Below are 13,254 nucleotides of genomic sequence, written 5' to 3' on the forward strand. Positions count from 1 at the left end.
TCGTCGGCGGCGGGCCGGCGGACCGCGACCGGCGGACCCGACCCGGGCGGCGGCGACTGGCGCCCCCTTCGGCCGAGGCTAGACCGGACCGGGTGGCCGGGGGCCCGGGTTCGGTCAACTCGTCGCCCTTCGGGTGGGTTATCGGACTGCCACGGCCCGCGCGACGTGCCAGAGTAGAGCGGATGTCCCCCGTCACCCCTGACCGTCCCAGCCGTCCCGGCGGTGTGCGCGCCGACGACCGGCCGGTCGATCGTGCCGCACCGGCCCGACGGGTGCCCGCGCCCCGCCCGGCCGGGTCGCCACGCGGGCGAGCGCCGTTGCCCGTCGCCGCCGGGGTGGCGGCCGGTTGGGCTGCCCTCACCTCCTACCTGCCGGTCGCCATCGTCCTCGGCCTGGTGCACCTCGGCACGGATTCCAGCACCCTGACCAACACGCTGCGCACCGCACTGGGCGGCTGGCTGCTCGGGCACGGCGTGGGGCTGCACACCGAGTCCGGTCCGCTCGGGCTCGCCCCGCTGGCGCTGACCGTGCTCGCGCTCTGGCGGCTGACCCGGGCCGGAGTGCACGTCAGCCGTGCGATCGGTGCCCGCGACACCCGCTCACCGCGTCGGGCGCTGCTCGCCGCGGGCGCGGTCGGCATCGCCTACGCGCTGCTCGGCGCGCTCGCGGCGGTGCTGATCGGCGCCGACGGACCGGACGTGTCAGTGCTCCGGGCGGGGGTGACGTTCGCTGTGGTCGGCACACTCGCCGCGCTGGTCGGCGCCACCCGCATCACCGCCGTGACCCAGGTTGTCGTCGGCTGGCTGCCGGGCCCGGTGCGCGACGGCGTTCGCACCGGGCTGGTGGCCGGGCTGCTGCTGCTCGGCGCGGGTGCCGGCGCGGCCGGCCTGGCGGTGGCCACCGGCGGCGGCGACGCGGCCGACATGATCGGCGCGTACCGGACCGGGGTCGCCGGCCAGGCCGGGATCACCCTGGTCAGCGTGGCGTACGCGCCGAACGCGGCGGTCTGGTCGGCCAGCTACCTGCTCGGGCCGGGTTTCGCGGTGGGCACCGACACCGCGGTCCGCACCAGCGAGGTGTCGGTCGGCGCGTTGCCGGCCGTGCCCTTGCTCGCCGGCCTGCCGCGAGGCCCGGTGGACGGTTTCGGTGCTCTTCTGCTCGCGGTGCCGGTGCTGGCCGGGATGGTCGCCGGCTGGCTGCTCGCCCGCCGGCTGGCTCGACTCGCCGGGCCGGAGCGGGCCCCGCATCGGTGGGCCGAGGTGTTGGCGCCCGCGGCGCTGGCCGGGCCGGTGGCCGGGGTGCTGATCGGCGTGGCCGCCGCGGTTTCCGGCGGGCCGCTCGGTGCCGGTCGGCTGGCCCAGGTCGGGCCGGTGGGCTGGCAGGTCGGGGCGGTGGCGGCGGGTGTCATCGCGGTCGGCGCGCTGCTCGGTGCCGCGGCCACCCGAGCGCTCACCCGCGCCCCCGCCCAGCAGGCCGCGATGCCTCCGCGCGTGCCCTCGCGCTGAACGAACGAGCGCGGGGCGCCCCGGCGCATGCCCTCGCGCCGGACTCGGTGCTGAACGAGCGCGGGGCGCACCCGGCGCATGCCTTCGTGCTGGACGAGCGCGGGGCGCTCCGGACGAATCCGGAGCGCCCCGTCGACAACGGCCCGGTCAGGGCTGGGTGGGCAGGGTGACCTGTGCCACCACGAGCAGGATGATCAGCAGGATGCCGAGCACGACGCCGACCGCACCGCAGATCAGGCCGGCCTTGGCCTGCCCGGCGTTGCTGGCCTGGCCCTGGGCGACCTTCTGCTTGGCGAGGTAACCGGTGACCACGGCCGCGATGCCGACCGGGATGCCCAGGTAGAAGCAGCACAGCAGCGGGATCGACGCGATACCGAGGATCATCGACACCAGGCCGAGGGTGTTGTTCTGCCCCTGCGCCTGCGGGTACCCGGCGTTCGGGTACGTCGGGCCGGTGCCGTACTGCAGCGGCTGGCCGTACGGGTCCTGGTACGCCGGCGGCTGGCCGTACGGCTGACCCGAGGTGGGCTGCTGGCCGTATGGGGCCTGCGGTGCCGCGTACGGATCCTGCTGGCCGTACGGCTGGCCGGAGGTGGGCTGCTGGCCGTACGGGGCGGGTGGCGGCGGAGGGGCGGTCGGGTCCTGGTTGGGCTGCTGGCCGTACGGGTCCTGACCGGGGTTACCGGGCTGCATTCGAAAAGCTCCTTGGACTGGTTCCGTCAGTTACTGCTGTTGTTTCCATCCATGATCGCGGTCAGTCCTCCCAAAGCCCAGTGCCGCAGCCGGAGGACATCTCCCCCAAAGCGCGGGAAAGGGCCCTTCTTGGCCAGTTCCGCGTGTCGAGGCAGTGACGGGCGTGGGTCGTGACGACGTTCGGCCCGAGCGAGCGGCAGCGTACCGGGTCGATGCTCGTCAGCACCGTCGACGATCGGCGCACCGCCCAGCGGAAGGGCATCCTGACCTGCCCGATAGGGTGGCCCGGTGACCGAGCCCGCGCCTGTCGCCCGCATCGTCGTCCTCGTCTCCGGCTCCGGAAGCAACCTCCAGTCGTTGCTGGATGCCGCCGTCGACCCCGCGTACGGCGCACAGGTCGTCGCGGTCGGCGCGGACCGCGACGGCATCGCGGGCCTGGACCGGGCCGCCGCGGCCGGCGTGCCGACGTTCGTCGAGCGGGTCCGCGACCACGACACCCGGGAAGACTGGGACGTGGCGCTCACCGCGCACGTCGCGAAGCACCAACCCGACCTGGTCATCTCCGCCGGTTTCCTCAAGCTGGTGGGCCCGCACTTCCTCGCGGCCTTCGGCGACCGCTACCTGAACACGCACAACACGCTGCTGCCGGCGTTCCCCGGCATCCACGGCCCCCGCGACGCTCTCGCCTACGGCGTGAAGCTCACCGGGGCCACCCTCTTCTTCGTCGACGCCGGCATGGACACCGGGCCGATCGTGGCGCAGGTCGCGGTGCCGGTGCTCGACGACGACGACGTGGACACGCTCACCGAGCGCATCAAGGAAGCCGAGCGGCGTCAGCTCGTCGAGCAGGTCGGTCGCCTGGTCCGCGAAGGCTGGACCATTACCGGAAGGAAGGTCACGGTTCCGTGAGTCCCACTCAGGACGGGCGCCGCCCGATCAGGCGGGCGCTGGTCAGCGTCTACGACAAGACCGGGTTGGTCGAGCTGGCCCAGGCCCTGCACGCGGCCGGCGTGGAGATCGTCTCCACCGGCAGCACGGCGGGCACCATCGCCGCCGCCGGTGTCCCGGTGACGCCGGTGGAGACGGTGACCGGTTTCCCCGAGGTGCTCGACGGCCGGGTGAAGACCCTGCACCCGAAGGTGCACGCCGGTCTCCTCGCCGACCTGCGCAAGGACACGCACGTCGCACAGCTCGACGAGCTGGGCGTGGCGGCGTTCGACCTGCTGGTCTCCAACCTCTACCCGTTCCAGGCGACAGTCGCGTCCGGCGCCGGCGTCGAGGAGTGCGTGGAGCAGATCGACATCGGTGGCCCGGCCATGGTGCGGGCCGCCGCCAAGAACCACGCCTCGGTCGCCGTGCTCACCGACCCGGCCGGTTACCCGGCGCTGCTCGGCGCGCTCGGCGAGGGTGGCTTCACCCTGGCGCAGCGCCGCGCGCTGGCCGCCCGCGCGTTCGCGGACATCGCCGAGTACGACGTGGCGGTGGCCCAGTGGTGTGCCCGGGAGCTGGCCCCGGCCGACGACTCCTGGCCAACGTTCGCCGGGTCGGCACTGCGTAAGTCGACGGTGCTGCGCTACGGGGAAAATCCGCACCAGCCGGCCGCGCTCTACACCGACCCGGACGCCCCGGCGGGTCTGGCCCAGGCCGAGCAGTTGCACGGCAAGGAGATGTCGTACAACAACTACGTTGACGCGGACGCCGCCTGGCGGGCCGCGAACGACTTCGCCGACCAGCCGGCGGTGGCGATCATCAAGCACGCCAACCCGTGCGGCATCGCGGTGGGCGCGGACGTGGCCGAGGCGCACCGCCTGGCGCACGCCTGCGACCCGGTGTCGGCGTTCGGCGGCGTGATCGCGGTCAACCGGTCGGTCTCGGTCGAGCTGGCCCGGCAGGTCGCCGACATCTTCACCGAGGTGGTGGTCGCCCCCGGCTTCGACGAGGGCGCGGTCGAGGTGTTGCAGGGCAAGAAGAACATCCGGCTGCTGCGGGCGCCGGCCTGGACCCCGGCGCCGGTCGAGTGGCGGCAGATTACCGGTGGCGTGCTCACCCAGGTCGCCGACCGGGTGCACGCCCCCGGCGACGACCCGGCCAACTGGCAGTTGGCGACCGGCGAGGCCGCCGACGAGGAGCTGCTGCGGGACCTCGCGTTCGCCTGGCGGGCGGTCCGCGCGGTGAAGAGCAACGCGATCCTGCTGGCCAAGAACGGCGCCACCGTCGGGGTCGGCATGGGTCAGGTCAACCGGGTCGACTCGGCGCAGCTCGCCGTCACCCGCGCCGGTGCCGACCGGGCGAGGGGCTCGGTCGCGGCGTCGGACGCGTTCTTCCCGTTCGCCGACGGCCCGCAGATCCTCATCGACGCCGGCGTCCGCGCCATCGTGCAGCCCGGAGGCTCCATCCGCGACGAGGAAGTAATCGAAGCGGCAAAAAAGGCAAACGTAACAATGTACCTAACCAACACCCGCCACTTCTACCACTAACCCCCCCACCCCCCACCCCACCGGTCCCACCCCCACCGGTCGCACCCCCACCGGTCCCACCCCCTCGCCCCGTTGATCATGAGGTTATAGCGCCGACACGCCGGTCGGCCGGGCAATAACTCCATGATCAACGCGCTGAAGGGCGGGGGTGGGGGCGGGGGTGGGGGGTGGGCCGGGGGGTGGGTTAGGGGGTTGGGCGGAGTTCGGCGAAGTGGCAGGCCGACGGGTGGGGGTCGGCCGCCCGGGGAACGGTCGCCGGGTCTTCGACGGCGCAGATGTCCTGGGCCTTCCAGCAGCGGGTGCGGAAGTGGCAGCCGCTCGGCGGGTCGGCCGGGCTGGGCACGTCACCGACCAGCCGGATCATGTTGCGCTGGTCGCGGGCCTCCGGGTCCGGCACCGGCACCGCGGAGAGCAGAGCCTGGGTGTACGGGTGGGTGGCTCGCTCGTAGATCTCGTCCTCGGTGCCGATCTCGACGATCCGACCGAGGTACATCACCGCGACCCGGTCGGCGATGTGCCGCACCACGGACAGGTCGTGGGCGATGAAGATGTACGACAGTCCCAGCTCGTCCTGGAGCTGCTTGAGCAGGTTGATTACCTGGGCCTGGATGGAGACGTCCAGGGCCGACACCGGCTCGTCGCAGACGATGATCTCGGGCCGCAGGGCGAGCGCGCGGGCGATGCCGATGCGCTGCCGCTGACCGCCGGAGAACTGGTGCGGGTACCTGTTGATGTGCTCCGGGTTGAGCCCCACCAGGTCGAGCAGCTCCTGGACCCGCTTGGCCTTGCTGCCCTTCGGGGCGGCATCCGGGTGGATCTCGAACGGCTCGCCGATGATGTCGCCGACGGTCATCCGCGGGTTCAGCGAGGTGTACGGGTCCTGCATCACCATCTGCATGTTGCGGCGTACCCGACGCAGCTCGCCCCCGGAGGCCTTGAACAGGTCCCGACCTTCCAGGGTGGCCCGGCCGGAGGTGGGCGTCTCCAGCCGCATCAGCAGCCGGGCGAGGGTGGACTTGCCGCAGCCGGACTCGCCGACCACGCCCAGCGTCTCGCCCCGACGCAGCTCGAAGCTCACCCCATCGACGGCCTTGACCGCGCCCATCTGCCGCTGGAACAGGACGCCCTGGGTGATCGGGAAGTGCTTCACCAGGTTGTCGACGGAGAGGATCGTCTCGCCGCGGACCTTGGCGGGACTAGCGGGCGACGCTGTCATCACGGACCTCCTGCGCGAAGTGGCAAGCGCTGGTCCGGCCGTCGCCGAGGACCAGGTCGTGGGGTACGACGTCCACGCAGACCTGCTGGACGTACGGGCACCGCGGGTGGAACGGGCAGCCGGACGGGATGCGCATCAGGTTCGGCGGCAACCCCTTGATCGTCGACAGTTCCTCGCCGCGGACGTCCAGGCGCGGGATCGACTCCAACAAACCCTTGGTGTACGGGTGGGCGGGCGCCTTGTAGAGCGAGCGGACGTCGGCGTGCTCGACGATCCGGCCGGCGTACATGACCGCGATCCGGTCCGCGACACCGGCGACCACACCCAGGTCGTGGGTGATCAGGATCATCGCCATGTCGCGTTCCCGGCGCAGGTCGGCCAGCAGGTCCATGATCTGGGCCTGGACTGTCACGTCGAGCGCCGTGGTGGGCTCGTCGGCGATCAGCACCTTCGGGTCCAGCGCCAGGGCCATCGCGATCATGACGCGCTGGCGCATGCCGCCGGAGAACTGGTGCGGGTAGTCGCCGATCCGCTTGGCGGCTCCTGGGATCTTGACCAGATCCATCAGCTCGATGGCGCGCCGCCGGGCGTCGGCCCGGGACATGCCGGCGCGCTGGCGCAGCGTCTCGCCGATCTGCCAGCCGACCGGAAACACCGGGTTCAGGGCGGACAGCGCGTCCTGGAAGATCATCGCGATCTCCTTGCCGCGTACCTGTCGACGCTGCTCCTCGGAGCGGGTGAGCAGGTCCTGACCCTGGTAGAGGATCTGGCCGGAGCGGACGAGCGCGGGTGGGGTGTCCAGGATGCCCATGATCGCCTGGGCGGTGACCGACTTGCCGGAGCCCGATTCGCCGAGCACGGCAAGCGTCTCGCCGGCGTCCAGGTGGTACGACACGCCGTTGATCACCCGGGCCACGCCCTCGTTGGTGCGGAACTCGACGTGCAGGTCCCGCAACTCCAGCAGGTGGCCGCCCTCGGGCGTGGTGGAGGCGGGTGTGGGTTGGACGGTCATGAGTGTCTCACCGCAGCTTCGGGTCGAAGGCGTCACGGATCGCGTCGCCGAGCATGATGAACGCCAGCACGGTCAGCGCGAGGAATGCGGACGGGACGATCAGCGGCGCGGCCGCCTCCCGCATGTGGATGCGGCCGGTGTCGATGTCCTGGCCCCAGGAGATGGTCGGCGCCTTCAGGCCGATGCCCAGGAACGACAGCGTCGCCTCGGCCGCGATGAACGAGCCGAGCGCGATGGTCAGCACGACGATGACCGGGGCCAGCGAGTTCGGCAGGATGTGCCGCCACATGATCCGACCGTTGCCCGCGCCGAGCATCCGGGCCGCCGAGACGTAGTCCTGTTCCTTGGCGGTGATCACCGACGAGCGGACCACCCGGGCGGCGGTGGTCCAGCCGAGCAGGGCCAGCACGAAGACGACAGCACCGATCCGTGCCCACTGGCTGTCGCTGGAGACCCGCTTGAGCAGCACGATCGCGGCCAGCAGCAGCGGGATGCCGAGCACCACGTCGATCACCCGGGAGAGCACCGCGTCGACCCAGCGGCCGAAGTAACCGGCCAGCATGCCGATCACCAGCGCGATGATCCCGGTGCCGAGCGCGGCGAGCGCGCCGACCAGCAGCGAGGCCCGGGTGCCGTAGACCGCCCGGGAGTACGTGTCGCAGCCCTGGAAGTCGTACCCGAAGATGGCCCCGCCGGACGGCCCGGCGTGCTGCCGGGAGAGCAGGCAGTCGTTCGGGTTGTTGGCGGTGAACACGCCGGGGAGCAGCGCCATCAGGGTGAAGATGACGACGAGCGCCAGCGAGATCCAGAAGATCGGGTTACGGCGCAGGTCGCGCCAGGCGTCTCCGGCCAGGCTGCGGGGCTTGTTCGCGGCGCCGACCTGGTTGGGTGTGCCCGGCTCGCCCGAGGGCCCACGCCGCGCGGCCTGGTTCTCACTGGCCGCCACCGTCTCGAAGTCACTCATGCCTGCACCTCGCTGCGCTCGGCGCCGGCATGAGAGCCCAAGCACGCTGCGCTGATGATTCGTTCGCTGCGCTCACTCATGCCTGCACCTCGCTGCGCTCACTCATAGCGGATCCTCGGGTCGAGTACGGCGTACAGGACGTCCACCACCAGGTTCGAGACCAGGTAGACCACGACGAGCACGCTGACGATGCCCACCACCAGGGGGCCGTCCTCGGTGCGGATGCCGCGGAAGAGGTTGAAGCCCACGCCGGGGATGTTGAAGACGCCCTCGGTGATGATCGCGCCACTCATCAGGTTGCCCAGTTCCACACCGAGGAAGGTGACCACCGGGATCAGTGAGTTGCGCAGCACGTGGACGACGACGATGCGGCGCTTGACCAGGCCCTTGGACCGGGCGGTCCGGACGTAGTCGGCGCGTAGGTTCTCCGCCACCGAGGCCCGGGTGAGCCGCAGGGCGGTGGCCAGCGACAGCGAGCCGAGCACGATGCCCGGCAGCAGGAGCGCGTAGAACGTCGGGTCGGAGCCGGCGGTGGGTGGGAAGAGTTGCCACTTCACGCCCAGGAAGTACTGCGCCAGAGGCGCCAGCACGATCGTCGGGATGCCCAGCACCAGCAGGGTCAGCACCAGTGTCGAGTTGTCGAAGATGCTGGCCCGGCGGATGCCGGCGAGCACGCCGGCGGTGACACCGAAGATGATCGCCACGGCGAGCGCGATGAGCGCGAGCTGGACGGTGACCGGCCAGGCCTGCTGGAGGATGTCGCCGATGTTCCGACCGGTGAGCGACTCGCCCAGGTTGCCCTGGAGCAGGTTCTTCACGTAGTCGAAGTAGCGGTAGAAGAACCCGCCGACGCCTGTCGCGTCCAGGTGGTACCTCTCGGTCAGGTAGGCCCGTTGGGCCGGCGTCACCGGCCGCTCACCGGCGAGCGCCTGGATGGGGTCGCCCTGCCCGGCGAATGTCAGCGCGTAGACGATCAGGGTGGTCCCGAAGAACGCCAGGACCATCTGCAGTAGGCGCCGCAAGATGTAGCGGAACATGCTTAGCAGTCTCTCCGGAAATGTGCGAAAGGGTCGCAGGACGGCATCTCTGGTCGTACCCGAAATATCCGAGACGTGCCGTCCGGCCCGGGGAAGCCGGCACCACCGACGCCGGGTCCGCTACCGCGACCCGGCCCCGGTGGTGCGGTCGGGCCACCCGGGCGTCGTCGCCCGGATGGCCCGCACCATGGTCAGCTCAGCTGGCCGCTTCGATCTTGACGAGGTTGACCCGCTGGAACAGGTCCATCTGCACGTTCTTGACCTTGGACGAGTGGCCGAACACGTTCTCGCCGAAGCGGAGCGGGATCACCGGCATGTCCTTGGCCAGGATGTCCTCCGCCTGCTGGTACTTGGCGATCGCCTCGTCCTGCGTCTTGGCGGCGGAACCCTCCTTGACCAGCTTGTCGAACTCCTTGTTGCTGTAGCCGTAGTAGTTCGACGAGCCGTTGGTGCTGTACAGCGGGCCGAGGTAGTCCTCCATGGTCGGGTAGTCCATGACCCAACCCATCCGGAACGCACCCACCGGCTGCTTCTTCTCGACCTTGGTGAGCAGGTCGGCGAACTTCGGCTCGGCCGAGCCGACGGCGTCCACACCCAGGTTGGCCTTGAGCTGGTTGACCGTGGCGTCGACCCAGTCCTTGTGCCCGCCGTCGCCGTTGTAGGAGATGACGATCTTCGACGGGCCGCCGGCGGCCTGGTAGAGCTTCTTGGCCTCGGTCGGGTTGAACTCGCCCGCCTTGCCCGTGGTGTTGTCGCGGTAGCCCGGCAGGACCGGCGAGACGAAGGAACGCGCCGACGTCTGCGAGCCCTTGAAGACCGACTTGGTGATCTCGTCACGGTCGATCGCCATCGAGATGGCCTTGCGCACGTCCGGGTTGCTGTAGTCCTTGTCGAACGTCGGGAACGCGAGGAACTGGAACGACGACATCGGGCTGGTCTGGTACCTGTCGCCCAGGTCGCTCGGCGCGGTGCTCAGGCTCTCGGTGGGGATCGTCGGCAGCACGTCCAGGTTGTCCGCCTGGACGTCCGCGTAGGCCGCGGTGAGCTGCTGGTAGATCCGGAACTCGACGTCCTTGACCTTGGGCTTCTCACCCGGGTACGCGTCGAAGCGCTCGACGTCGATCTTGCTGTCGTGCTGCCAGGTGCCCTTCATCTTGAAGGGGCCCTGCCCGATCGGCGCCTGCTCGAAGCCGTCCTTGAGCACGCCCGGGGCCGAGAACGCGGCCTTCGGCAGGGGGAAGAACGCGTTGTAGCCGAGCGTGGTCTTGAAGTCGATGTACGGGTCGGACAGCGTCACGGTGAACGTGGCGTCGTCGACCTTCTTCAGGCCGGACATCTCCTTGGCCTTCGGCGCCTTGCCCTGCAGGTCCGCGTAGCCAGCGATCTTGTCGAAGAAGGCGTTGGCGTCCTGACCGTTGGGGGCGTACGCGCCGTAGTTCCAGGCGTTGATGTAGTCCTCGGACGTGACCTTCTCACCGTTGTGGAAGGTGAAGCCGTCCTTGAGCTTGATCGTCCAGACCTTGTTGTCCGACGAGGTGATCGACTGCGCGGCGACCTCGTACGGCTTGTTCTGGGCGTCGTAGTCCACGAGCGGGCTGAACAGGCCGGCGAGCACCTGCGACCCGGACGTCTCGGTGGTGTTGGTGGGAACCAGGTGCTTCGGCTCGGCGATCTGAATGCTGACCGCCGAACTGGCGCTGCCGCCGGATCCACCGTCTCCGCCGCTGCCGCAGGCCGCGAGGCCCAGCGTCACCGCGAGCGGGAGGGCGGTCCAGGCGGCGAGTCTACGAACTCGCATCGTGCCTCCTCATCTCCTCACGCTGCGCAGTCAGGCCCGACGCTGGGTTACGCTGCGCAACAAGCGGCAACGGTAGGTCGGCGATGGGCCTTCGGCAACGACGCGGTTGCGGGTGGGTAACGGTCCGGCACCGCCGGGCTTGTCGGAGGCCGGCGTTTCTGCTAGCAAAATTCGACCTATGCGCCCTCTGGCTGCACATATTGGGTCGGCTCGCGCGCACGCTGTGCCGGCCTCGGCCGTGCTGACGCCCTCTCGTCCGGTCGTCCGGTCTCTGCCTTGCCGCAGCGGCGTGTCTGGTTCGCCGGTGACCGAATCCACAATATGTGACTGAGAGTGACTAGCGCCACGTCACCGAACGTCACACGTGGTCGATGGTGACCAGCTGGTGGCGGGCCGCTGAAGCGAGGTCGTCCGAACGGCGGGCGATGGCCGTGAGACGATCTGGTCGTGACGGCGACGCTTCTGGACGGCAAGGCAACCGCGGCGGAGATCAAGGACGAGCTGCGGATACGGGTCAAGGCACTCGCGGAACGCGGCATCACCCCCGGGCTCGGCACGGTCCTGGTCGGGGCGGACCCGGGCAGCCAGGCGTACGTCAACGGCAAGCACCGCGACTGCGCCGAGGTCGGCATCGCCTCGATCCGCCGCGAGTTGCCGGCCGACGCCACCCAGCAGCAGGTCGACGACGTGCTGGCCGAGCTGAACGCCGACCCGGCGTGCCACGGCTACATCGTCCAACTGCCGCTGCCAGCCCACCTCGACACCCAGCGGGTGCTGGAGTTGATCGACCCGGACAAGGACGCCGACGGTCTGCACCCGGTCAACCTGGGTCGGCTCGTGCTCGGCTACGACGGCCCGCTGCCCTGCACCCCGCGCGGCATCGTCGAGTTGCTCCGCCGGCACGACGTGGCCCTGCGCGGCGCCACCGTCGCCGTGGTCGGCCGCGGCAACACCGTCGGCCGGCCGCTCGGCCTGCTGCTCACCCGCCGCAGCGAGAACGCCACCGTCACCCTGTGCCACACCGGCACCCTCGACCTCGCCTCGCACACCCGCGGCGCCGACATCGTCATCGTCGCGGCCGGCGTACCGGGCCTGCTCACCGCCGACATGATCAACCCGGGCGCGGTCGTGGTCGACGTCGGCATCACGCGCGTGATCGGCGCGGACGGCAAGGGCCGCTACACCGGTGACGTGGACCCGGAGGTGGCCGAGACGGCCGGCGCGCTGGTCCCCATGCCGGGCGGCGTGGGCCCGATGACCCGGGCCATGCTGCTCAGCAACGTCGTGGAGCGCGCCGAGCGCGGCTGACTCGCCCGTCGGGTGTCGAACCAGGACGGCGGTGACGTTCGCCCCATCCCGGCGATGGCCGCCGCCCCTGGCCGGATGGGTGCCAGGATGACTGATACGGTCCGGAAAACCGACTGGTATCAGGGAGTGGGACGACCATGGGTAAGAAGGTCACTGTCGTCGGGGCTGGCTTCTACGGCTCCACCACCGCACAGCGCCTGGCCGAGTACGACGTCTTCGACACCGTAGTGATCACCGACATCGTGGAGGGCAAGCCCGCGGGTCTCGCACTCGACCTCAACCAGTCCCGGGCCATCGAGGGCTTCGAGACCAAGGTGGTCGGTGTGACCACCGGTGCCAACGGTGAGGGCTACGAGGCCATCGAGGGCTCCGACGTCGTCGTGATCACCGCTGGTCTGCCGCGCAAGCCCGGCATGAGCCGGATGGACCTGCTGGAGACCAACGCCAAGATCGTCCGGCAGGTCGCCGAGAACGTCGCCAAGTACGCGCCGAGCGCCGTCGTCATCGTGGTCTCCAACCCGCTGGACGAGATGACCGCCCTGGCGCAGCTCGCCACCCAGTTCCCGAAGAACCGGGTCCTCGGCCAGGCCGGCATGCTGGACACTGCCCGGTTCAGCAACTTCGTCGCCGAGGCACTGAGCGTGCCGGTCGCGTCGGTACGCACGCTGACCCTGGGCTCACACGGCGACACCATGGTGCCGGTGCCCTCCAAGAGCACCGTCAACGGCAAGCCGCTGCGCGACGCGATGCCGGCCGAGCAGATCGAGGAGCTGGTCGTCAAGACCCGCAACGGTGGCGCCGAGGTGGTCGCGCTGCTCAAGACCGGTTCGGCGTACTACGCCCCGTCCGCCGCCGCCGCCCGGATGGCGAAGGCCGTCGCCGAGGACTCCGGTGAGGTCATGCCGGTCTGCGCCTGGGTCGACGGTGAGTACGGCATCTCCGGTGTCTACCTCGGCGTCGAGGCGGAGATCGGCGCCGAGGGCGTCAAGCGGGTCGTCGAGACCGACCTGGACGCCGACGAGCGCGCCAGCCTCCTGGAGGCCGCCGAAGCCGTCCGCGCCAAGCAGGGCGACATCTCCAGCATGTGATCCCCCCGAACCACCGCTCGCAGGAAGGGCGCGCCGGTTAGCCGGCGCGCCCTTCCCCGTCCACCCCACCTCATCCGCCCAAACCCGCGTTGATCATGAGGTTATTGCCAGTTTCGTCGGCGAGTGGTGGGGCTAAAAACAATGTGAACCCGGGGT

General features: G+C 70.4%; 11 protein-coding genes. 5 read left to right on the forward strand and 6 right to left on the reverse strand.

The window, feature by feature from the left end; translation table 11 throughout:
• Nucleotides 1-182 precede the first annotated feature (182 nt).
• Nucleotides 183-1,505: a DUF6350 family protein gene (locus AB0B14_RS34830; RefSeq protein WP_357526325.1), complete on the forward strand. Its 1,323-nt coding sequence runs from the start codon at nucleotides 183-185 to the stop codon at nucleotides 1,503-1,505.
• A 147-nt stretch (nucleotides 1,506-1,652) separates the two neighbouring features.
• On the opposite strand, the gene AB0B14_RS34835 is transcribed toward AB0B14_RS34830, so the two are convergent.
• Nucleotides 1,653-2,198: a DUF4190 domain-containing protein gene (locus AB0B14_RS34835; RefSeq protein ID WP_357067667.1), complete on the reverse strand. Its 546-nt coding sequence runs from the start codon at nucleotides 2,196-2,198 to the stop codon at nucleotides 1,653-1,655.
• A 288-nt stretch (nucleotides 2,199-2,486) separates the two neighbouring features.
• Here AB0B14_RS34835 and purN point away from each other — a divergent pair, with 288 nt between their 5' ends.
• Together purN and purH are read left to right on the forward strand one after the other, a co-directional pair.
• Complete coding sequence (gene purN / locus AB0B14_RS34840) at nucleotides 2,487-3,107, forward strand: phosphoribosylglycinamide formyltransferase (protein ID WP_357067669.1); 621 nt, start codon at nucleotides 2,487-2,489, stop codon at nucleotides 3,105-3,107.
• Nucleotides 3,104-4,675, forward strand: a complete 1,572-nt coding sequence (purH, locus tag AB0B14_RS34845; protein ID WP_357526327.1) for a bifunctional phosphoribosylaminoimidazolecarboxamide formyltransferase/IMP cyclohydrolase — start codon at nucleotides 3,104-3,106, stop codon at nucleotides 4,673-4,675. The genes purN and purH overlap by 4 nt, the downstream gene beginning before the upstream one ends.
• Nucleotides 4,676-4,859: 184 nt before the next feature.
• Here purH and AB0B14_RS34850 read toward each other — a convergent pair whose 3' ends face one another.
• From AB0B14_RS34850 to AB0B14_RS34870, 5 genes are all read right to left on the reverse strand, one after another.
• Nucleotides 4,860-5,891 carry a dipeptide ABC transporter ATP-binding protein gene (locus AB0B14_RS34850; protein WP_357067673.1) on the reverse strand — a complete coding sequence of 344 codons (1,032 nt, stop codon included), beginning with the start codon at nucleotides 5,889-5,891 and terminating at the stop codon, nucleotides 4,860-4,862.
• Entirely contained in the window at nucleotides 5,872-6,903 is a 1,032-nt protein-coding gene (locus AB0B14_RS34855; protein WP_357067675.1) for an ABC transporter ATP-binding protein, read from the reverse strand. Before AB0B14_RS34855 ends, AB0B14_RS34850 begins: the two co-directional genes overlap by 20 nt.
• A 7-nt stretch (nucleotides 6,904-6,910) precedes the next feature.
• On the reverse strand, nucleotides 6,911-7,867 hold the full coding sequence (locus AB0B14_RS34860) for an ABC transporter permease (protein ID WP_357526329.1): 957 nt from the start codon (nucleotides 7,865-7,867) through the stop codon (nucleotides 6,911-6,913).
• Nucleotides 7,868-7,965: 98 nt separating this feature from the next.
• Nucleotides 7,966-8,904 carry an ABC transporter permease gene (locus AB0B14_RS34865; RefSeq protein WP_357067679.1) on the reverse strand — a complete coding sequence of 313 codons (939 nt, stop codon included), beginning with the start codon at nucleotides 8,902-8,904 and terminating at the stop codon, nucleotides 7,966-7,968.
• Nucleotides 8,905-9,100: 196 nt separating this feature from the next.
• On the reverse strand, nucleotides 9,101-10,702 hold the full coding sequence (locus AB0B14_RS34870) for an ABC transporter substrate-binding protein (protein ID WP_357067681.1): 1,602 nt from the start codon (nucleotides 10,700-10,702) through the stop codon (nucleotides 9,101-9,103).
• 447 nt (nucleotides 10,703-11,149) lie between these two features.
• Between AB0B14_RS34870 and AB0B14_RS34875 the strand changes: the two genes are divergently transcribed.
• Both AB0B14_RS34875 and AB0B14_RS34880 read left to right on the forward strand, forming a co-directional pair.
• Nucleotides 11,150-12,010 carry a bifunctional methylenetetrahydrofolate dehydrogenase/methenyltetrahydrofolate cyclohydrolase gene (locus AB0B14_RS34875; RefSeq protein ID WP_357526331.1) on the forward strand — a complete coding sequence of 287 codons (861 nt, stop codon included), beginning with the start codon at nucleotides 11,150-11,152 and terminating at the stop codon, nucleotides 12,008-12,010.
• A 137-nt stretch (nucleotides 12,011-12,147) separates the two neighbouring features.
• Nucleotides 12,148-13,098 (forward strand): malate dehydrogenase, encoded by a 951-nt coding sequence (locus tag AB0B14_RS34880; RefSeq protein WP_357067685.1) that lies wholly within the window; start codon nucleotides 12,148-12,150, stop codon nucleotides 13,096-13,098.
• The last annotated feature ends 156 nt before the right edge of the window (nucleotides 13,099-13,254 follow it).

Origin of the sequence: Micromonospora sp. NPDC049171 (assembly GCF_040648275.1) — a bacterium.
Taxonomy (GTDB): Bacteria; Actinomycetota; Actinomycetes; order Mycobacteriales; family Micromonosporaceae; genus Micromonospora.